The organism is Croceibacterium aestuarii (assembly GCF_030657335.1).
GTDB classification, from domain to species: domain Bacteria; phylum Pseudomonadota; class Alphaproteobacteria; order Sphingomonadales; family Sphingomonadaceae; genus Croceibacterium_B; species Croceibacterium_B aestuarii.
Genome location: NZ_CP131039.1, coordinates 792,517 through 812,720, shown reverse-complemented (window position 1 = coordinate 812,720; position 20,204 = coordinate 792,517). Strand labels below are relative to the sequence as shown.

Here is a 20,204-nt window from a genome sequence, read left to right as displayed (position 1 = left end):
GACAATATGAATATTGCGCTGCCCCTCTTGCCAACAGCTTCCTCCCGCGGCACTTAAACCGCTTGCCGGGGCGGGAGGGGCCGACTGATGCAAGCTGCGCAAATAGCTGGCGAATCTCCGCCGCGCGGATACGAGCTGCGCGTTCTCGTGCTGCTCGGGCTGGCTTACGGCTTCGCCTATTTCGACCGGATGGCGATGACGTTCCTCGCCCCGTTCGTGCAGAAGGACCTCGAACTTTCCAACGCGCAAATCGGCTGGCTCGGCTCGGCGCTCTCGGCCACCTGGGCGCTCGGCGCCTATTTCGTGGGCCGCTGGTCGGATTCGATCGGCCGGCGCAAGCCGTTCCTGCTCGGCGCAATGGTGCTGTTCTCGCTCTGCTCGGTTTTTTCCGGCCTGTCGTGGAGCTTCGGCACGTTGTTCGCGGCGCGCGTGGTGATGGGCGCGGCGGAGGGGCCGTTCCTGCCGATCTGCCTCGCCATCATGATCGCCGCCTCGGCCGAAAGCCGCAAGGGCCTCAACGCGGGCATTGTCCAGAACGCCTTCGGCTCGATCCTGGGCACGGCGATCGCCCCGCTGATCCTGGTGCGCGTCGCCGAAGCGCTCGACTGGCGCTGGGCATTCTACATCTCGGGCATTCCGGGCCTCCTGCTGGCCGTGCTCATCTGGTGGCTGATACGCGAACCGAAGCCGGTGCCCGCCGAAGCGCAAGAGGCTGCACCCGCTCTCTCGCCATGGTCGATGCTCGGCGAACGCAACATCTGGGTCTGCTCGCTGGTAAGCTGCTTTGCCGTCGGCACCGTCGTCGTCGGCTCGATCTTCATGCCGCTCTACATGGACGGCCCCAAGGGCATGGAGCCGAAGACCTGGTCGAACGTCATGGCGGTGGTCGGCATCTGCCCCGCGGTCGGCGGGGTGGTCGTCACCTGGCTGTCCGATCGCTTCGGGCGCCGCCCGCTGCTCATCGTCTTCGCCTTCCTGATGGCGCTCTCGCCCGCGGCCCTGCTGTGGTTCGACGGGCCGGTGCCGCTGCTCACGGCCATGCTGTTCGTCAGCTGGATGGGCCTCGGCACCTTCCCGCTGTTCATGGGCGTGATCCCGGCAGAGACGCTCGGCCGCGCCCGCGCCGCCACCGCGATGGGGCTGGTGGTGGCGATCGGCGAACTGTCGGGCGGCGTCTTCGGCCCGCCGATCGCCGGCTGGCTCGGCGACGAGTACGGCCTCGCCGTCCCGCTCTACGTGCAGATGGGCCTCGCCATCCTCGCCGGGCTGACCGCATTTCTCGTCACCGAGACCAACCCGCGCGTGATCGCCCGGCGCAACCCCGTTCCCGCCTGACCATTCGCGCGCTATCATCGGCCGCGGGAGAGTCGCGATGCACGAGCTGATGACCTACGACGTCGAAGCCACGATGAAATACATCGTGCGTGGCGAGAAGGCGACGTTCCACCCCGGCGACCGGGACAAGAGCTACTGGCCGGGCGACGAGCACACCGTTACGATCCACGACATCCGGCCGGAGATCGACGAGCTGGCGCTGGAGCGAAACGGCTTCGTCTTGGCGGACGAGCCGGTCGACGTGACCGATTTCACCGATGCGGACGAACTCGCCCGCTACTGCCGCCTGACCGAAGCGCTGGTGCAGCGGCTGACCGGGGCCGACAAGGTCGTCAGCTTCGGCCCGATGATCCGCACTAACCAGGCCGGCGCGCATGGCCACAACCAGCCGGCCCACGGCGCCCACGTCGACTACGGCCTGCGCACCGTCAGCGACTTCACCCGCGACATGCTGCCTGCCGAAGAGGCCGAGCGGCGGCTGCGGACCCGGTTCATGCTGATCAACGTCTGGCGCCCGATCGTCATGGTCGAAAGCGCGCCGCTGGCGCTGTGCGACGCGCGCACGGTGAAGCGCGAGGATCTGTTCGACAGCGAGGTCGTCGGCGGCCTCGGCGACTTCAAGCGCCGTTCGCTGTGGGGCTACAACCTCGCCTACGCGCCCGACCACCGCTGGTGCTGGGTGCCGCACATGCAGCCGTGGGAGGCGCTCGTCTTCAAGCTGTTCGACAGCGATCCCGACGCCGTCCAGTTCACCGCCCACTCGGCCTTCGAGGACCCCAACACGCCGCCCGATGCCGCGCCCAGGCAGAGCATCGAACTGCGGACCATCGCCTATCTGTAGCCGGGACAGGGGAAGACGAATATGCTCGCAATTCCGCTAATCGCTGCCGCTCTGACCTTCGCGCCACAGAAGCCTTATATGGAATGCGTTCCGGACCCCGATAGATACCTGGCAATGTCCTATCAGGATTTCGACCAAGGCGTGCAACCGGTCGCCGACGAGCCGCGCAAGGAGTGGGGCTGGCGCGAAATAGCCAAGCAGGAGGGCTGCGAGACCGCAGTGGCCATCCTGATCTCCCAGTGGCGCGAGCGGCACGATGCAAGTCTCAATCCGTTTGTGCGAAGCTTCCTCGCCTTTCATGAAGGCCAGTTCCGCGCCGCAGGGGGTGACTATTCAGGCGCAATCCCGCTGATCGAGGAGGGACGCGGCGCCTTCGGCGATGCGGCCGGTCAGGCCTACGTTGATGCGATAATCGCATTCCTCCGATCTGACCGCCACGCGCTGATCGCCGCGCGCGAACGGCTGCTGGCCGTGCCGGAGCCGTCCAACTGGCCTGAATTGCAGCGCCGGTTCAAGGAGGAAGCCGGCCAGGACATGAAATGGCCCCGCAACATCGAAGCCACCGACGTGCTCGTCGAGTGTTTCGGAAAGCCCTATTCGGCGCTTGGCGAGTGCTCAGGCTAGCTCAGCGCTCCGCCGGGCTCGTCGTCTCCAGCCCCTTGGTGAACATCAGTCGCTTAAAGCGCACCTCGGCGTCGACGACCATGTCGCGCATGCCTTGCAGCGCGGCGTCGAGCTTCGGTCCCGGGCCACCGCAGGCGTGGAACACGAAGTCCTTGTAGGCGCGGGCCTGCGGATCGGCCTTTTCGAGAAACACCGCGCGCCGCTCTTCCGCCCAGGTATCGAGCAGCGCCTCGTCCGCGCCCTCGAGCACGACCGCCGCGAGCGTCGGCCACAGCGCGTAGGCGTCGAACAGCCCGGTCGTCAGTCCGAAGCCGCCGGTCGGGTTGGTGACGTGCGCCGCGTCGCCCGCCAGCACCACGCGGCCGCGGCGGAACGACGAGGCGCAGCGCTGGTGCATCTTGTAGGGCGAGGCCATCACGACGTCATAGCCGCCGCGTCCAGGCAAAAGGTGCTCGAACGCCGCCGGGATGCGCTCGGCAAAGCTCTCCTCCGGCAGGTTGGCGTCTTCCATGTAGGTGCAGCGCCACAGGCCCTCGCGGGTGATCTTGACGATCACCGCGCCCCACTGCGGGTCGATCACCATGTTCGACTGCAGGTATCCGCCGCTCTCGAAATCGTGGTGGATGTTGGTCGCCACGAACCGCTCGGGCCAGGTCATCCCGTCGAAGCTCAGGCCGAGCGCCTTCCTGACCTCGCTCCCGGCCCCGTCGGCGCCAATCACCCACTTCGCGCGCAGCTCTTCCCGTCCTTCCGGCCCCTCGAGCGATACCGTGACGCCATCGTCGTCCTGCACCAGCCCGGTGAAGTGCGTGTTCCAGCGGATCGTCGCATTGCCCAGCGCCTCCAGCCGCCGCCGCGCGATGTCGGCCAGTTTGTCCTGCCCCATGTTCATGTTGTAGTTGAACGGCGTCACCCGTCCGACGACCGAGATGTCGTATTCGAACGCCTCGCCAGTCGCCTTGTGCAGCCAGCGATAGTCGTCCTTGGTGTAGCCTACGCCCTCGCATTCCTCGCGGATGCCGAGCCGCTCCAGCCCGTCGAGCATCGACCAGTGATAGACGCAGGCCCGCGGGCTCTCGACGATGTCCGCCGCCGCCTCCACCAGGCAGACGTCGACACCGGCCTGCGCCAGTCCCAGCGCTGTCACGAACCCGGTCGGCCCGCCGCCGACGACGATGACGTCATGATCGATCATGCCTCTAAGCATGGCGCGCGATCGTTAGCGTGCAAAGGGCCTTTCGCTGCTCCATGCGCTGGCCTACGCTAACGCGCGTTAGAGTCGCAACGGCTCGGCAACAGGGAGAGAAACTTGGCACTCGCCGAATTCCACGAGACCATCGATGCGCGCGGGCAAAGCTTTCCGCTCCGCGGCCGCTACGACGAGAAGTTTGCCCCGGCGGTGGAAGCGTTCGTCGAGAACTTCCGGGAGGAAGAGGAACTCGGCGCGGCGACCTCGGTGGTGATCGAAGGCGAGACGGTGGTCGATCTGTGGGGCGGCTGGGCGCGCGCCGACCGCTCGCAGGAATGGGACGAGCATGCGACGGTCTGCATGATGAGCGTCGCCAAGGGCGTGACCGGCATCTGCTTCAACATGGTCATCGACCGCGGGCTGGTCGATCCGGACGAGCGCATCGCCCACTACTGGCCCGAGTTCGCGCAGAACGGCAAAGAGGACATCACCGTGCGCATGGTGCTCGACCATACCGCGGCGATCCCGGTGCTGACCGACGACGTCATGTATCCCGGCGGGTTCTTCGACTACCCGGCCTACATCGAGGCACTCGAGGCGCAGCACCCGCTGTGGCAGCCGGGCACGCGCGCCGCTTACCACGTGCACAACCAGGGCTTCCTGCTCGGCGAGATCATGCGCCGGGTCACCGGCATGACCGTGGGGCCGTTCCTCAAGGAAAACGTCACCGCGCCGCTGCAGGCCGAATACTACATCGGCGGGATGGACGAGAACCAGCAGGCGCACGTCGCCGAGGTGCTTCCCAACACCAAGGCGCGGCTGTTCGCGGCCAAGGACGCCGAGGTGCCGCCCAGGCCGACCACGCCCGAAGGCTGGCAGGACGGCGCGGTGCTGCGCAGCTTCGCCTTCCTGCAGAACCCGCACGAGCCGTGGTACGACACGATGAACTCGCCGCGTTGGCGCGAGGTCGAGATCGCCAGCGGCTCGGGCCACGGCAACGCCCGCGGCGTCGCCCGCATCTACGGCGCGACGGTGGGCGAAGTGGACGGTATCTCGCTTCTCTCGAAAGGCCAGCTCGAGAGGATGATCGAAGAGCGGCACAACCAGGTCGAACTGCTGCAGGACCGCCCCTACCACCAGGCGAGCGGGGTGCTGCTCAACACGCCGCAAGCGGTCTACATGGGGCCGAACATGCGCAGCTTCGGCCACCACGGCCTCGGCGGATCGATCGGCTTCGGCGATCCCGATGCCAGGCTCGGCTTCTCGTATTGCTGCAACCAGATGCACGCCGTCGGCGACAACGGCCCGCGCGCGCGGCGCCTGATCGACGCGGTGTACTCGGTGGTGAAATAGCGACGCGCGCTTCACCCTCGTCATCCCGCACAGGCGGGGATCCAGGGCGGAGCCGCTGACGTGCGAACTGGATTCGAAGGAAAGAGAAATGGATAAGAACCAAAAGGCCGGAGACCTCTACGACAAGGGCATGAAAATCCGCCGCGAGGTGCTCGGCGACGCCTACGTCGACCGCGCGACGGCCAACCCCAATCCCTTCAACGCGCCGCTGCAGGAGATGGTCGCGACATACTGCTGGGGCTGGACCTGGGGCCGCGAGGACGAACTGCCGCGGCGCGACCGCAGCCTGATCAACCTCGCCATGATCGCGGTGCTCGGGCGCAGCCACGAGCTCAAGATCCACACCCGCGGCGCGCTCAACAACGGGCTGAGCCGCGAGGAAATCCGCGAAGTCCTGCTGCAGGTCGGGGTCTATGCCGGCATCCCGGCGGCGGTCGACAGCTTCCGCATCGTCAACGAGGCGTTCGCCGAAATCGATGCGGAGGAAGGACAATGAAAGACAGCAAGCGCATCCGGATCGAGCACGAGTGCGGCAAGCTCCCGCTGCTCTTCGCCAAATATGCCGACAACGGCGACCACGCCGCGCTGGCCGAGCTGTTCGCCGAGGACGGGACCTACGACCGTCCGTTCCAGCCGGGCTATCCGTTCCACGGCCGCGCGGCGATCCAGGCGATCTTCCGCGACCGCCCGCCGATCCTCGTGCGTCACCTCGTGACCAACGTGCTGGTCGAGGTCGTGTCGAAGACCCGGGCGCGCGGCAGCAGCTACGTCGTGATGATGTCGAACCACGAGCTGGTCGAGCCGCCGCAATCGGCGAACGGCATCTTCGTCGGCGGCTTCGACGACGAATACCTGTTCGAGGACGGCGCGTGGCGCTTCGCCAGCCGCCAGGGTCACCTCGCGCTGCACGAAGGCGGCAAGATCCCTGTCTTTCCCACCCCGACCGATGAAGCGAGAGGCCTGAGAAAATGAGCGTGACGGCAAAGAACGCCAACGAGCAGCTGGTGCTCGACTTCTTCGAGGTCCTGTCCTCGGGCGACCTCGAAAAGCTGCGCGCGTTCTACCACGACAAGTCGACCTGGGAGCCCAAGGTCAAGAACATCGCCGGCGCCGGCAAGCACGTCGGGATGGACATCATCGACAAGTTCCTCGCCCCGGTGCGCGGCATGTTCGAGCCGGGCGATCCCAAGGTCCACGTGCAGAACATGTTCAGCGCCGGCCCCTGGGTCTGCGTCGAGAGCTTTTCGACCGGCAAGACGCTCGACGGGCTCGTCTACGAAAACGACTACTGCTGGGTGTTCGAGGTCTCGAACGGCAAGATCGACGCCATGCGCGAGTACATGGACAGCCACTACACCGCCAAGCTGTTCGGGATGGAATGACGCCAATGGCGCGCTTGGAAGGCAGGCCGATCCTGATTTCCGGCGCCGGGCGCGGGCTCGGCGAGGGCATCGCCCGCCATCTCGCAGCCGAGGGCGCGGTCGTCGGCGTAGCCGACGTCAACGGCGACACTGCGCATGACGTCGCGGCTGCGATAAGCGGCGCTGGCGGCAAGGCCTTCGCTTACGAGGCCGACCTCGGGCGGCGCCAGGCGTTCTTCGACGTCGCGGAGGCGTTTGCGAACGATGCGGGGCCTTTGCGGGCGGTGATCAACAACGCCAGCGTGCTGGTTTACGAGCCGATCGAGCAGGTCACCGAAGAAACGCTCGACCGCATGCTCTCTGCCGGCCTCAAGAGCGTGTTCTGGGGCGTTCAGGCCTTTCTCTGTCACCGTGAGGCCTCGGTGCCGGGCAACATTCTCAACTATTCGTCTCCCGTCGCCTATCGCGGACGGCCCAACACCGCGGCCTACACTACGATCAAGGCAGGGATCGCCGGGCTGACCAAGGTGCTCGCCGGCGAGCTCGGCCCGCGCGGCATCCGCGTCAACGCCATCGTCCCTGGCAGCGTCCCGACCCCGGCAACCGAGGGCTTCGTGACGCCCGAGCAGTACGAGCAGCGGGCAAAGAACATCCCGCTGCGGCGTAACGGCACGCCGCAGGACGTCGCCAACGCGGCCGCCTTCCTCCTCTCGGACGAAGCGGAATTCATCAACGGTGCGATGCTCGCCGTCGACGGCGGCATCATCGCGGCAGGATAAGTACGATGGCACAGGTCTGGCACCAACGACTCGATACGCTGCGCGAGGTGATCCTCGCCGATATCGCGCGTGGCGATTACTTCGGTGCGGTCCTGACCGTCGGGCGCGGCGGCGAGGTGGTCTTCGCCGGGGCCTTCGGGGCGGAAGACGCGGACGGCGAGCGGCCGCTCAGATACGACAACGTCTTCTCGATCTTTTCGGTCACCAAGGCTTTCACAAACGTCCTCATCATGAAGGCGATCGAGGAAGGCCGCTTCGCGCTGACCACCAAGGTCAAGGACGTCCTGCCCGAGTTCACCGGCAAGCCGCGCGAAGACGCGACCTTCTATCACCTCCTGACTCACACTGCCGGCATGCCCGGCGTGTGGACGCCAAAGGAGGGTATGTACCTCGACCGACTGCAGGACCTGTTCGAAGCCTCTGTCGAGCATGTCGCGGGCGAAGTGCCGCCGGGCACGCGCTGCGACTATTCGCCGCTGGTCAACCACGTGCTGATGGGCACCGCGCTCGTCCGCACCGACCCGCAGGGTCGCAATTACCAGACGCTGCTGCACCAGGACCTGTTCGCGCCGCTGAAGATGGACAGCACCAGCATGGGCCTGCGCCCCGACCTCGAAGACCGGCACGTCAAGCCCGACATGCGCGGCACCGTCCCGATCAAGCACCTCAGCCGCAACATCGAGGGCGACCACGCGCTGTTCGAGGACCCGGAAGTCGAGGCCCCGCACGTGGGCTGCGCCTCGACCAGCGAGGACCTTTACCGCTTTTCCGAAATGCTCCGCCGCGGCGGCGAACTCGACGGTGTGCGCATACTCTCGCCGGCGATGATCCGGCTGGCGCGCAAGGTGCACACCGGCGACATGCCCAACCAGCTCTACAAGCGCGTGGCCGAGAACGCCGGATGGGAGGTCCCGCCCGCCAACCAGGGCATCGGCTTCCAGGTGCGCGGGACGGGGGTCTTTCACCACCTGTTCGGCTCGCTCGCCAGCCCGGAGACCTTCGGCAACTACGGCGCGGGCAGCACGATGTTCTGGGTCGATCCCGAGGCCGACGTCAGCTTCGCGCTGTGCAGCGCGGGCGTGATGACCCAGGCCGCCAATATCGAACGCTGCGGCAAGCTCAGCGATATCGCGCTCTCGGCCATGATCTGAAGGAATACCAATGGCAGACGCCGACATCATCGTCATCGGATCGGGCCACAATGGGCTCGTCGCCGCCGCCTACCTCGCGGTGGCGGGAAAGCGCGTGCTGGTCCTGGAACGAAACGAGTGGTTCGGCGGCGGGGTCGTGAGCCGCGAGCTGACCCGGCCCGGCTTCACTCACGACCAGCATTCGATGAGCCACATCTTCATCCAGGGCAATCCGCTGCTGCTGAACGACGATCTCGGCCTCAAGCGAAAGTACGGGCTCAAATACGTCTTCCCCGATGTCCCGATGATGAGCGTGTGGGAGGACGGCGCCACGCTGCCGCTGCACCGTGACCCGGCGAAGTCGGCCGAGGCGATTGCCCGGTTCAGCACGAAGGACGCCGAGACCTTCCTCGAAATGAGCCGCCAGGCCGCGGCGTGGCTGCCGATGATCCAGGCCGGCCTCTATTCGCCGCCCATGCCGCTCGGCGCGCAGACGGCGATGATGGACCAGAGTGCGGAAGGCCGCGAGATCTGGCGCACCACGCAGGTCAGCACCTTCGACCTGATGGAAGAGCTTTTCGAGTACGACAAGATCAAGGCCCACTTCGGCCGCGTGGCGGGCGAAAACCTTGTCAGCCCCGACGAGAAGGCGACCGGGATCGGCGCATACGTCTTCCTCGGGTTTCTCGAGAAGTTCGGGTTCGGCGTCCCCGTCGGCGGGTCGGGCTCGCTGACCAGTGCGCTGATCGCCTGCATCGAGGACCACGGCGGCGCGGTGCGCGCGGGCTGCACGGTGCGCGAGGTCGAGACCGACGGCAGCCGGGCCACCGGCGTGGTGCTCGACAGCGGCGAGCGTCTGTCGGCCGCCGACGGGGTGATCGGCGCGATCCACCCGCACCTGCTGCCCGAGATGGTCCCGTCGGTCTCGCCGACCGTGGCGAAGAACGCTCTGCGCACGCACATCACGCCCGCCGCCTGCTTCACGGTCCATGCCGCGCTCGATGCACCACTCAGGTTCAAGGCGGGCGACCTCTCGGCCGTCATGTACGAGCTGATGCCGGCGAGCTACGAGGACATGCGCCGCGCCTTCGACGAGCTGCGTTATGGCGGCATGAGCCCTACGCCGCTGGTCGGCGTCGGCCAGCTTACCCAGCACGACCCGAGCCGCGCGCCGGAGGGCAAGGCGATTTTCCACGCATGGGACTACGTTCCCTACGAACGCCCCGACGGGCGCAGCTGGGACGAGGCGAAGACCGAGTTCGCCGAGGGCATGATCGCGCAGATGTCGAACTACATCGAGAATGTCCCCGAAGTCGTGCTGGAGTATCATTGCGACTCCCCCGTCGACATGGAACGCACCAGCCCCAGCTTCTTCCGCGGTGACCTCCACGGCATCGCCACCACAACCTACCAGTCCGGCAGCCACCGCCCCACGCCCGAGCTCGGCCAGTACCGCGTGCCCGGTGTCGAGCGGCTCTACCTGGTCGGCCCGTTTCAACATCCGGGTGGCGGCGTGTTCGGTGCCGGCCGCGCCACCGCGATGGTCATGGCCGAGGATATCGGCATCGATTTCGACGGGATCCGGATCGCGTGAGTTCGCTCCGCTTCTCATCCCTCGTCACCCCGGACTTGATCCGGGGTCTAGCTACGCTTGGATTGGCGAAAGGAAGCCTGATCCCGGGTCAAGCCCGGGATGACGAAGAAGTGGGTGTGTGCTCGTGAAGATCTTCGCCGCCGACAAGTCCGAGCTGATGCAGGTGACCAAGGTGGAGCGCGAGGGCGACAACCTCGTGCTCAAGGGCAAGGTCTTCGGCACCATGCCGATGGCCGCCACGCTGACGCCCGACCAGGCGCGCGCGTTCCGCAAGCTGCTGACTCCGAAGCTGATGTGGTTCCTCGTCACGCTGCCGTTCCGCAAGGGAGAGAAAAAGTGAGCAAACGTCACGAAGGCCGGACCATGCTGGTCACCGGCGCCGCCGGGGCGATCGGCTTTGCCACCTGCGAGATCCTCGTGCGCGAGGGCGCGCGGGTGATGATGGTCGATATCGACCGCGAAGGTCTGGAGAAGCGCGCTGCCGAGCTGGGCGATGCCGCCATCGCACACGTTGCCGACGTCTCCGACGAGGAGGCGACCAGGGGCTACGCCAAGGCCGCGCTCGATGTCTTCGGCCACGTCGACGGGTTCTTCAACAACGCCGGGATCGAGGGCACGCTGGCGCCGACCCACGAATACCCGGTCGACGAGTTCGACAAGGTCCTGCGCGTCAACCTGCGCGGCATGTTCCTCGGCCTGCGCTACGTCCTGCCCGACATGGTCCGGCGCGGCAGGGGCGCGGTGGTCAACACCGCCTCGATCGGCTCGGAGCGCGGGCTGGCCGGCGCCTGCGCCTACAACGCCGCCAAGCACGGCGCCGTCGGCCTCACGCGCACCGCCGCGAGCGAAGTCGCGCAGAAGGGCGTGCGGGTGAATTGCGTCATGCCCGGCGTGATCGAAACGCCGCTGCTCGTCGGTATGCTCGAGCAGATGTTCGATAGCGTCGAGGCCGGGATGGAAAAGCTCGGCCAGACGGCAACGCTTAACCGCGTCGGCCAGCCGCGCGAGGTGGGGGACGTCGTCAGCTTCCTGCTCAGTGACGAGGCGAGTTACGTCAACGGCGCCAAGTGGGAGATCGACGGCGGCGCGCTGGCGACGATCCGCAACGACGTCTGATCCGCGAGGGGAGAGCGGCATGAGAATTCACCACAGGGCTCGCTGCCTCGCGGCTGCCGGACTGGCGGTGGCGACGGCAACGGCGGCGCAGGCCCCGTCCGGCGCTGCCGCCGAGCGTTGCGCGGCGCTACCGGGCGAAGCCGACCCGGCGCTGGGCGTGGAGCACGCCGCCTGGGTCCCTGCCGGGCCGCTCGCATCGCAGCGTCCGGGCGCACCCGAGATCGTGCTGCCCGCGCACTGCCGGGTGACCGGCGCGATGGCGCGGCGCACCGGCGTCGGCGGGCGCGAGTTCGCGATCGGCTACGAGCTTCGCCTGCCGGCCGTCTGGAACGGCCGCTTCCTGTTCCAGGGCGGCGGCGGGATGGACGGGCAGGTGAACCCGGCGGTCGGCACGATAACCGGCACCGGAGGGCCGGTCGCCCTCGCCCGCGGTTATGCCGTCGTTGCGACCGATTCGGGCCATACCGGCTCGATCGTCGATGCGACCTTCGGCGCCGATCAGCAGGCGCGGATCGATTACGGCTACAACGCGCTCGACAAGGTCACGGCGGCGGCCAAGGCGCTGATCCGCCGCAACTACGGCAAGGCCCCGCACCATTCGTATTTTGTCGGCTGCTCGAACGGCGGCCGCCAGGCGTTGACCGCCGCCCAGCGCCTGCCGACGCAGTTCGACGGCATCGTTGCCGGGCACCCGACCCTGCGCTTCTCTCGCGTGGCGCTCGACGAGGTGTGGAACCTCGGCGTCCTCGCCCGGATCGCGCCGCGCGATGCGGCAGGTCATCCGCTGTTGGCCAAGGCCTTCAGCGACGCCGAACTGCAGGAGGTCAAAACGCGACTGCTCAAGCGCTGCGACGCGCGCGACGGACTGCCCGACGGCTTGATCTATGACTGGCAGGGCTGCGATTTCGACCCCGCCATGGCGCAGTGCAAGCCGGGCGAGACGGGCGCGTGCCTGAGCAAGGCCAAGGCCGACGCCCTGCGCGAGCTTATGCGCGGGCCGCGCACTTCCGACGGGCGGATCGTCTACGGCCCGTTCAACTACGACACCGGGATCGCCGGGCCCGCCTGGCGCGGGATGCGGCTCGGATCGGCGGAGACGGGCGCGCCCAATGCCGCCGATGCCACCCTCGGCCTCGGGCAGTTGCGCTGGTTCCAGCTGACGCCGCCGGATCCGGACTACGATCCGTGGCAGCCGATGGACCTCGAGACGATGCTCGCCCGGGTCGCCCCGACCGCGATGCTGGCGGATGCCGACAATCCCTTCCTCTCGACGTTCGTCGGGCACGGCAAGCTGATCGCCTACAATGGCCTGTCCGACCAGGGCATGGCCTCGAGCGAGCTGGCGCGCTGGTTCGAAAGCGCGCTGGCGGCGAGCGGGCGCCAGGCGAAGGACGCAATGCGCCTCTATCTCGTGCCCGGCATGACCCATTGCGGCGGCGGCGAGGCGACCGACCGTTTCGAGATGCTCGATGCCATCGTCGACTGGGTGGAAAAGGATGTCGCGCCCGGCCGCATCGTCGCGCAGACGAGCGCCGCGCCGAAGATTTCGCGGCCGCTTTGCCCCTGGCCCAAGTACGCGCGTTACACCGGCGGCGACACGGCTAGCGCCGCCAGCTTCGAATGCGTCGAATGACGGCTCAGATACACGAAACTCGGAAGTTGCCGATCCACGATCGACCGCCGGCAATGGCGGTGCAGGCGATGACCGAGACCGCGCCATCGGCATAATCTACCCGGCAGACTCCGCGAGCCTGGAGCGCGGCCCCCGTGCGCGGGGTGACCGAGCGCACCTTGAGCAGATCGCCGTCCCATACGCCCGCGAAGCGCATCATCCGACTGTCCCATTCGCGATCGATGAAATCGATACCTGCTCCGTCGGTGATCACGCGGCTGCAAGTCAACCGGACTTCGCCCGGTCGGGGATCGCCGAGGACCGGGGGATAGATGCACTGCCCGTCATAGCTCGTCGGCACGTCGGCGACGGCACCCTGGGCCAAAGCAAGAAACGCAAACAGGCTCATGAGCCCAGTCTACCGCAGGCTCGTCAGCCGGCGCCAGCTGATTAACCACGATTCTCCAATGCCTTGCCTGCCTTGCCGCCCCGGAACCGGCGAGGGTGGCCGATGGTTCTACTGCAAACACGAAGGAGACAACGACATGCTCGGCAAGATTCTCGGCGGCATCGCCGGCAAGCAGGTGGCGGACAACACTGCAAGCGTCAGCGGGACCAAGGGCGCGATCCTGGGCGCGGTTACCGGTTCGGTCCTGCGCCGCGCCAGCATCCCGGCGATGATCGCGATGGCTGCGGGCGGCTATGCGCTCAAGAAGTACAAGGACCGCAAGGATCGCGAAGCGGCCAAGCGCAAGCGCTTCGAAACCCCGCCCGCCGCGGCCTGACCACGAATCAAGCGCTGCGGCGCTATTTGCCCTTCTTTCCATCGGAAAGCTCGATCCATACGGGCGCGTGATCGCTCGTCTTGTCCCAACTGCGCGCCTCGAGGTCGACGCCGCTATCGCGCAGCCGGTCGCGTAGCGGCGGGCTGAGCAGGAAGTGGTCGATCCGCAGCCCGGAATTGCGGGCGAAGGCATTCCGCCAGTATTTCCAGAAAGTGTAGATCACTTCATCGCCGTGGACGGCCCGCAGGGCGTCGGTCCATCCCTGCCCGACGAGGCGCGCCCAGGCAGCGCGCACTTCCGGTGCGAAGAGCGCATCGTCCACCCAGCGCTCGGGTGCATAGACGTCGAGCTCGATCGGCATGACGTTGAAGTCGCCCATCAGCGCGACTGGCAAGCCGCTGTCGAGCAGTTCACGAGCATGCGCGGCAAGCCGTTCGAACCAGCGCAGCTTGTAGTCGAACTTCGGGCCGGGACGCGGGTTGCCGTTCGGCAAGTAGAGGCAACCGACGAGAACCCCGGCGACGGCAGCTTCGATGTAGCGGCTGTGCGTGTCGTCGGGATCGCCCGGCAACCCGCGGCGGGTTTCCTGGATCTCGCCGACGCGGCTGAGGATGGCGACACCGTTCCAGCGCGGTTGGCCATGCCAGATCGCCTGGTATCCGCGATCCCGCAACGGCGCTGCGGGAAACTTGTCGTCGGGCGCCTTGAGTTCCTGCAGGCACACTACGTCGGGCTGGGTCTCATCGAGCCAGCGCAGCAGCACCGGCAAGCGGCCGTTGATTCCGTTGACGTTGTAGGTCGCGATCCTCACCTCCCCACAACGCGAAAAGGAGGATTCGTCTCCCGTCAGCGTTGCGGATCGATCCCCGCGTCCTCCTCGACCACTTTCGCCATCTCGGTGAAGTCGGCATCGTCGCCGTAAGTCGCGAGCGTGCGGTCGAGCAGGCTGGCGAGCCGCTCGCCGGTCGGCAGCGGCACACCCATCGCCCGCGCCTCGTCGAGCGCGAGGCGGGTGTCCTTCAGGCTGAGCTGGGCAGAGAACCCGAAGTCGAAGGTGCGCGGCAGGACGGCGCGTGGCCACTTGTCGCGCGTCGCCGAGTTTATCCCGGTGCCGGCGTTGAGCACTTCGATCATCCGCGCCGGATCGAGCCCGGCCTTGATGCCGAGCGTCATGGCCTCGGCGGTCGTGGCGATGGCGGCGAGGCTGAGAAGATTGTTGGCAAGCTTCATCACCTGCCCGGCGCCCGGCGTCTCGCCCATGTAGAACGGCTTGCCGATGCGCTGGAGCAGCGGCTCGACCTCGGGCCAGAGCGCCTCCGGACCGCCGGCCATGATCGCCAGCGTGCCCTGCTCGGCCCCGCGAATGCCGCCCGAGACCGGCGCATCGAAACTGGCGACGCCCAGGGGGCTGAGAAGGTCGTGCAGTTCCTGCGCCAGCGCCGGTCCGGAGGTCGACAGGTCGACGAGGATGCGCGGGCGGCCGCGCGAAACGATTTCCTTCGCCGCCGGCCGGACGATCGGCGGAGTCGGCAGGCTCATGAAGACGATGTCGCAGCGTTCGCCCAGCGCGGCGACGGAGCCGGCGGCTTCGGCGCCCTTGGCGACCAGCCCATCGACGGCATCCTGCGAGAGGTCGTGCACCAAGAGCGTGTCGACGTGCGCCAGGAGATTTGCCGCCATCGGCGCGCCCATGCGGCCAAGTCCGAGGAATCCGATCGTACTCATTGCGTCTCCGAGATCGCCGTGTGCGGGGGCAGGTCGACCCGCGCGATGTCGTCCTTAGCCGGAAAGCAGGCCAGCACCAGCGGGTCGTGACCGGGGATCAGGTGGTCGAGCGAGCCACCCGCCAGTTCCAGTGCCCTTTCCTGCGCGCGGCGGTAGTCGGCTTCGTCGACGAAGATCGGGAAGGGCAGCTTGCGCGTGATGTTGGCGTAGAGGTGCGCCGCGTCGCTCGCCAGCACGACTGTCCCGCGCGCTGTCTCGCAGCAGACCAGCATGAGCCCCGCGGTATGACCATGCGCGAGGCGCAGCACGATGCCCGGCGCAAATTCCTCGTCCCCGTCGTGAAACACCACGCGGTCGGCGTAGAGCTTGCGCACGAGTTCGGCGACCGGCTCGCCGTCGAACGGCGCGCGGGTCGGTGCGTCGCACACCTGGCGGCTGGTGGCGAAGGCCAGTTCGGCGTCCTGCACGTGGAACTTCGCGTTCGGAAACAGGCCGAGCGACCCGGCGTGATCGTAATGCAGGTGAGTGAGAATGACGTCTTCGACCGCAAGATGATCGATACCCGCGTCGCGCAGTCCCTCGATCACCGGACGGATCATGGTCCGTCCGCGCGCCGCAGCCGCGGCGTCGCCGAAACCTGTATCGACGATCACCGGCGGATGCCCATCGCGGTGGATCGCCCAGACGAAATAGTCGAGCGGCATCGGCAAGTCGTGATCGTCGACCGGCGTAGTAAAGTTTGCGGCCGCATTCCGCTCGTGCCTGGCGTAGCGGATGGCGTCGATGCGGGTGACGGGGGCGGTCATCCTCCCTCCTTATTTCGTCATTCCCGCGAAAGCGGGAATCCAGTGTGGCCGTTGGGCGAAATTCCCTGGATTCCGGCGTTCGCGGGGATGACGTAAGGATGGTTGATGCATGGCGGCAGCTTCGCAGATGACTGCCTGGAAACCCCGCGGACGCCGCGAAACCGCATGGTTAACTCAAGCAAACTTGAGTCTTACCGGTTGATGGATCGGCCCGTGGCCCACGGTCGTCATCCACGGATCGTACGGCCCGGCCAGTTCGATCGCTTCGACCTGGCGGACGATTTCGCCGAGCAGTGCCTGCGCTTCTCCCTGCGCCAGCACCCGGCCGACGCAGCCGTGCACGCCGTAACCCCAGCCGAGCGAGTGCTTGGTGTCGCGATCGAGCTGGTAGTCGTCGGGCGCATCCCAGTAACGCGGATCGCGGTTGGCGGCGGCGAACATCAGCCCGCAGCGGGTACCGGCGGGCAGGACGATATCGTCGATCTCGACGTCGGTCGTGGTGATGCGCCCGGCCATCCGGCTCGGGCTGTCCCAGCGCAGCGATTCGTCGAAGGCGGCGCGGACTTTCCTCGGCTCGCTGCGCAGCCGGGCATATTCCCCGGGGAACATCGCCCAGGCGCGAAGGGCATTGGCCATGGTGATGAAGGTCGTGTCGGCCCCGGCGCTGAGCACGGTCTGCAAGAGCAGCTTGGCCTCCTCAGGCGTCACCTGCCCCGTATCCGAGGCGGCATAGATCGTCTCGCCGATGCCTTCGGGGTCGAGCGCCGAGCGTTCGCACTTGGTCTCGAGCCATTCGATGACCGCCGAGTAATCGTACTGCATCGCCTGGTCGAACAGCTCCCCCGGCGGGCCCATCGTCACCCAGACCATCTCGGAAAAGCCGTGCATGTGCTCGCGGCCTTCCTCGGGCAGGCCGAGGATGTCGGGTAGGACCTGGAAGACATAGGCCTGGGTCACTTCCGACACGGCATCGACCGGTTCTCCCTCGCGCTTGCGCAGCGTCGCGAGCAGCTCCTTCGCGCGATCCTCGAAGATGCCCTTGACGCGCTCGAGCGCGCGCGGGCTCAGCGCGTCGGCGATAACCTTGCGCACCTTGGTGTGGCGCGGCGGGTCGTCGGTGAGGAGTATTTCGGGACGCGGGCTGGTCGGATCGTGCCACGGTCGGCTCGTCGAGGAGAACGTCTTCCAGTCCAGCAGGCCCTTGGTAACGTGCTCATGCCGGGCGATCATCACCGTGCCGTCGTGCAGCCGCACTGCGGGGGCGAATTCGCGCAGGGCATCGTCGACCTCGCGCGCATGGCGCACCGCTTCGGGGGTGAAGATGTCGAGATCATACTCGGGGATTTCGCGGCTCATAGGCCGAGCCCGTGGAACCAGGTTTGCCCGTCCATACCGGTCTCGAGGTGCCCGGCGGTGGGCTCGAAGAAGTGGGCGCCGATCACCAGCACGCCGCTGTCGCGATAGGTTTCGACGAAGCCGGTGCGGGTGCGCTTGCCGGCATCTTTGTCCATGTCGAAAGTCGCCTCGCGGTGCGGCATGGCAACCTGCATCGGGTGGTGCATCAGATCGCCCGTGATAACCGCTTCCTCGCCGTTCGAGCTGATCCGTACGTGGACGTGGCCCGGCGTATGGCCGTGGCTCGGCTCGCAGTAGATGCCCTCGGCGATGACGTGATCCGCCTCGATGAAGTCGGCCATTCCGGCGGCGACGATCGGGTCGACGCATTCGACGAGGTGGGTGTCGCTATGATGCCCGTCGTGCCGGATGGTCTCCTGCCAGGCATCGTATTCCTTGCGCCCGAACAGGTAGCGCGCGTTGGGGAAGGTCGGCTTGTACGCGCCGGTCTTCGGGTCCTTGTAGGTATTCCAGCCAACGTGATCGAAATGCAGGTGGGTGCACATCACAGTGTCCACCTGCTCGCGCGTGATGCCGAGGCTTTCGAGATCCTCGAGGAAACCCTCGGGCAGATCGCAGAACACGTCGAAATCGCGCTGCCGCCCCGCCCCGATGCATGAATCGACCACGATCACACGCCCGGAAGCTTGCACCACAAAGCCCTGGAAGTTCATCCGCTGGCGCCCCGCCGGCGTGGCGTAGTGCGGGTGCAGCCATTCCATTGCCAGGACTTCCTCTTCGGTCGCCTCGGGCATGGTCATTCGGATGTCGTCCTGGAAGTCCCACAGCTCGACGATGCGCGTCACGGTGACGTCGCCCACTTGCCAGGACTTCATGTGTTCGCGGGCCATCAGGCAGCTTTCCTCTTGGGCTTGGGTTTGTACCGCGCCACGCTTTCCGGCGGCAGCTCGGCGGCGGGAAGCGGCGGCTTGCCGAGCACGAAATCGGCGCAGCGTTCGCCGATCATCACGCAGGGTGCGTTGGTGTTGCCGCCAATGATCGAAGGCATGACCGAGGCATCGGCAACGCGCAGACCCTCGACCCCGCGGAACCGCAGTTGCGGATCGACCACCGATTCCGCATCCCCGCCCATGCGGCAGGTGCCGACCGGGTGGTGCACGGTATAGCCGGTCTCGCGGATATAGGCGTCCCACTGCGCATCGCTCTGGCACTCGGGCCCGGGCGCGACCTCGACGCCCTCATACTCGGCGAAGGCCTCCGTCGCGAACGCGCGGCGGGCAATCTTGAGCGCCCGGATCAGCGGCTTCACGTCGTCGGGGTGCTCGAGCAGGTGCGGGTCGATGACCGGCGCGGCGCCGGGATCGGGCGAGCCGAGCCGCAGCGTGCCGCGGCTCTTGGGATAGAGGTTGACCGGGCTGATCGCGTAGCCATGGCCGAGCGGGAAGGGAATCTTCGGGTTCGTCAGCCGCTTGGCTGGCTGGAACACGAACTGCACGTCGGGGCGCGACAGGCTCGGGTCGGTGCGCAGGAAGGCGACGCTTTCGAACACGTTGCCGGCCAGCGGCCCGGTGCGGGTCGTAAGATACTGGAAGAAGTGGAGGATATCGCGCGGCATGACCTTCCAGGATATGCCGTAGCTGGTCGGGTCTCGCGTCTCCATGTGGATCGGGCTGGCCGGGTGGTCGTGGTAGTTCGCGCCCACGCCGGGCACATCCCTGATCACCTCGATACCCATGTCCTTCAGGTGGTCGGCAGGCCCGATGCCGCTCAGCATGAGCAGCTGCGGCGTCTGCACGGCGCCGCCCGAAAGGATCACCTCGCGCCGCGCACGGATCACGCGTCCGTCGACCAGTTCGACGCCAATGGCCCGGCCGTTCTCGACCACCACCTTTGCCACCTGCGCCCCCGTCTGCAGGTGGACCTTGCCTGCCCGCACTATAGGCCAGAGCATCGCCTTGGCGGTGCTTTCCCGCTGTCCGTCGCGGATGAGCCCCTGGCGCCGACCGTACCCTTCAGGGTTGGGTCCGTTGAAGTCCGGGCAGGCGGGGAACTGCAGTTCACCCAGCGCATCCATGAAGGCGTAGTTGAGCCGGTTGGGATTGGGCACCAGCTTGGCGTTCACCGGGCCCGATTTGCCGTGGAACACGCTTTCCGGAAAATCCTCGTTGTGCTCGCTGCGAGTGAAATAGGGCAGCACCTCGGCGTAGGACCATCCGGCCGCGCCAGCGTCGGCCCAGTCGTCGTAGTCGGTCGGGTGGCCGCGGAAATAGACCATGCCGTTGATCGAGCCCGAGCCGCCGACCACGCGCCCGCGCGGAACGGGAATCGAGCGTCCGGCCATGCCCGGCTGCGGCACCGTCGAAAAACGCCAGTTGGTCGCTTCGCGCCCGATCGCAGCGGCGACGAAACTCGGGATGTGGATGAACGGATGGCTGTCGGGGCCACCGGCCTCGATGACGCAGGTTGTCGTGCCGGGATTCTCGCCCAGCCGCGCCGCCACGCAGGCCCCCGCTGAGCCCGCCCCGACGACGACAAAATCGAATTCCGCAGCGTCCATTCGTCTCTCCCGCGCCCAGTTTGCGCGGGGGTCGCTAGCTT

General features: G+C 67.0%; 22 protein-coding genes. 14 read left to right on the top strand and 8 right to left on the bottom strand.

The window, feature by feature from the left end; all coding sequences use genetic code 11:
- The first annotated feature begins 87 nt into the window (after nt 1–87).
- The 3 genes from Q7I88_RS03905 (at nt 88) to Q7I88_RS03895 (ending at nt 2,800) form a co-directional block, all read left to right on the top strand.
- Nucleotides 88–1,335: an MFS transporter gene (locus Q7I88_RS03905; RefSeq protein WP_305097726.1), complete on the top strand. Its 1,248-nt coding sequence runs from the start codon at nt 88–90 to the stop codon at nt 1,333–1,335.
- Between the two features lie 37 nt (nt 1,336–1,372).
- Nucleotides 1,373–2,176: a CmcJ/NvfI family oxidoreductase gene (locus Q7I88_RS03900; RefSeq protein ID WP_305097725.1), complete on the top strand. Its 804-nt coding sequence runs from the start codon at nt 1,373–1,375 to the stop codon at nt 2,174–2,176.
- A 114-nt stretch (nt 2,177–2,290) separates the two neighbouring features.
- The gene (locus tag Q7I88_RS03895; protein ID WP_305097724.1) at nt 2,291–2,800 is read left to right on the top strand and encodes a hypothetical protein; all 510 of its coding nucleotides are present in this window, start codon (nt 2,291–2,293) and stop codon (nt 2,798–2,800) included.
- A gap of 1 nt (nt 2,801) precedes the next feature.
- Here Q7I88_RS03895 and Q7I88_RS03890 read toward each other — a convergent pair whose 3' ends face one another.
- Complete coding sequence (locus tag Q7I88_RS03890) at nt 2,802–3,995, bottom strand: FAD-dependent oxidoreductase (RefSeq protein ID WP_305097723.1); 1,194 nt, start codon at nt 3,993–3,995, stop codon at nt 2,802–2,804.
- A gap of 114 nt (nt 3,996–4,109) precedes the next feature.
- On the opposite strand from Q7I88_RS03890, the gene Q7I88_RS03885 reads away from it, so the two are divergent.
- The 10 genes from Q7I88_RS03885 (at nt 4,110) to Q7I88_RS03840 (ending at nt 12,955) form a co-directional block, all read left to right on the top strand.
- Nucleotides 4,110–5,342: a serine hydrolase domain-containing protein gene (locus tag Q7I88_RS03885; RefSeq protein ID WP_305097722.1), complete on the top strand. Its 1,233-nt coding sequence runs from the start codon at nt 4,110–4,112 to the stop codon at nt 5,340–5,342.
- An 88-nt stretch (nt 5,343–5,430) separates the two neighbouring features.
- On the top strand, nt 5,431–5,838 hold the full coding sequence (locus tag Q7I88_RS03880) for a carboxymuconolactone decarboxylase family protein (protein WP_305097721.1): 408 nt from the start codon (nt 5,431–5,433) through the stop codon (nt 5,836–5,838).
- Nucleotides 5,835–6,314: a nuclear transport factor 2 family protein gene (locus Q7I88_RS03875; RefSeq protein ID WP_305097720.1), complete on the top strand. Its 480-nt coding sequence runs from the start codon at nt 5,835–5,837 to the stop codon at nt 6,312–6,314. The genes Q7I88_RS03880 and Q7I88_RS03875 overlap by 4 nt, the downstream gene beginning before the upstream one ends.
- Nucleotides 6,311–6,724 carry a nuclear transport factor 2 family protein gene (locus Q7I88_RS03870; RefSeq protein ID WP_305097719.1) on the top strand — a complete coding sequence of 138 codons (414 nt, stop codon included), beginning with the start codon at nt 6,311–6,313 and terminating at the stop codon, nt 6,722–6,724. Before Q7I88_RS03875 ends, Q7I88_RS03870 begins: the two co-directional genes overlap by 4 nt.
- Before the next feature lie 5 nt (nt 6,725–6,729).
- Complete coding sequence (locus Q7I88_RS03865; RefSeq protein WP_305097718.1) at nt 6,730–7,482, top strand: SDR family NAD(P)-dependent oxidoreductase; 753 nt, start codon at nt 6,730–6,732, stop codon at nt 7,480–7,482.
- Nucleotides 7,483–7,487: 5 nt separating this feature from the next.
- Nucleotides 7,488–8,633 carry a serine hydrolase domain-containing protein gene (locus Q7I88_RS03860; RefSeq protein WP_305097717.1) on the top strand — a complete coding sequence of 382 codons (1,146 nt, stop codon included), beginning with the start codon at nt 7,488–7,490 and terminating at the stop codon, nt 8,631–8,633.
- Between the two features lie 10 nt (nt 8,634–8,643).
- A complete protein-coding gene (locus tag Q7I88_RS03855; protein WP_305097716.1) occupies nt 8,644–10,206 on the top strand; it encodes a phytoene desaturase family protein in 1,563 nt (520 codons plus the stop codon).
- A gap of 124 nt (nt 10,207–10,330) precedes the next feature.
- Nucleotides 10,331–10,546 carry a hypothetical protein gene (locus Q7I88_RS03850; RefSeq protein WP_305097715.1) on the top strand — a complete coding sequence of 72 codons (216 nt, stop codon included), beginning with the start codon at nt 10,331–10,333 and terminating at the stop codon, nt 10,544–10,546.
- Entirely contained in the window at nt 10,543–11,322 is a 780-nt protein-coding gene (locus Q7I88_RS03845; protein ID WP_305097714.1) for an SDR family NAD(P)-dependent oxidoreductase, read from the top strand. Before Q7I88_RS03850 ends, Q7I88_RS03845 begins: the two co-directional genes overlap by 4 nt.
- A 19-nt stretch (nt 11,323–11,341) precedes the next feature.
- Complete coding sequence (locus tag Q7I88_RS03840) at nt 11,342–12,955, top strand: tannase/feruloyl esterase family alpha/beta hydrolase (RefSeq protein WP_305097713.1); 1,614 nt, start codon at nt 11,342–11,344, stop codon at nt 12,953–12,955.
- A gap of 4 nt (nt 12,956–12,959) precedes the next feature.
- Here the strand turns inward: Q7I88_RS03840 and Q7I88_RS03835 are convergent, their stop codons facing one another.
- Complete coding sequence (locus Q7I88_RS03835) at nt 12,960–13,343, bottom strand: hypothetical protein (RefSeq protein ID WP_305097712.1); 384 nt, start codon at nt 13,341–13,343, stop codon at nt 12,960–12,962.
- Nucleotides 13,344–13,479: 136 nt separating this feature from the next.
- Here Q7I88_RS03835 and Q7I88_RS03830 point away from each other — a divergent pair, with 136 nt between their 5' ends.
- Nucleotides 13,480–13,719, top strand: coding sequence for a hypothetical protein (locus Q7I88_RS03830; protein ID WP_305097711.1), 240 nt, complete (start codon nt 13,480–13,482; stop codon nt 13,717–13,719).
- A gap of 22 nt (nt 13,720–13,741) precedes the next feature.
- On the opposite strand, the gene Q7I88_RS03825 is transcribed toward Q7I88_RS03830, so the two are convergent.
- The 6 genes from Q7I88_RS03825 to Q7I88_RS03800 all read right to left on the bottom strand — a co-directional run bounded on the left by Q7I88_RS03825 (nt 13,742) and on the right by Q7I88_RS03800 (nt 20,163).
- Complete coding sequence (locus tag Q7I88_RS03825; protein WP_305097710.1) at nt 13,742–14,530, bottom strand: exodeoxyribonuclease III; 789 nt, start codon at nt 14,528–14,530, stop codon at nt 13,742–13,744.
- 35 nt (nt 14,531–14,565) lie between these two features.
- Nucleotides 14,566–15,444 (bottom strand): NAD(P)-dependent oxidoreductase, encoded by an 879-nt coding sequence (locus tag Q7I88_RS03820; protein WP_305097709.1) that lies wholly within the window; start codon nt 15,442–15,444, stop codon nt 14,566–14,568.
- Complete coding sequence (locus Q7I88_RS03815; protein ID WP_305097708.1) at nt 15,441–16,250, bottom strand: N-acyl homoserine lactonase family protein; 810 nt, start codon at nt 16,248–16,250, stop codon at nt 15,441–15,443. Before Q7I88_RS03815 ends, Q7I88_RS03820 begins: the two co-directional genes overlap by 4 nt.
- 174 nt (nt 16,251–16,424) lie before the next feature.
- Complete coding sequence (locus tag Q7I88_RS03810) at nt 16,425–17,606, bottom strand: cytochrome P450 (RefSeq protein ID WP_305097707.1); 1,182 nt, start codon at nt 17,604–17,606, stop codon at nt 16,425–16,427.
- Nucleotides 17,603–18,496: an MBL fold metallo-hydrolase gene (locus Q7I88_RS03805; RefSeq protein WP_305097706.1), complete on the bottom strand. Its 894-nt coding sequence runs from the start codon at nt 18,494–18,496 to the stop codon at nt 17,603–17,605. The genes Q7I88_RS03810 and Q7I88_RS03805 overlap by 4 nt, the downstream gene beginning before the upstream one ends.
- Nucleotides 18,496–20,163 (bottom strand): GMC family oxidoreductase, encoded by a 1,668-nt coding sequence (locus Q7I88_RS03800; protein ID WP_305097705.1) that lies wholly within the window; start codon nt 20,161–20,163, stop codon nt 18,496–18,498. The genes Q7I88_RS03805 and Q7I88_RS03800 overlap by 1 nt, the downstream gene beginning before the upstream one ends.
- Between the last annotated feature and the right edge of the window lie 41 nt (nt 20,164–20,204).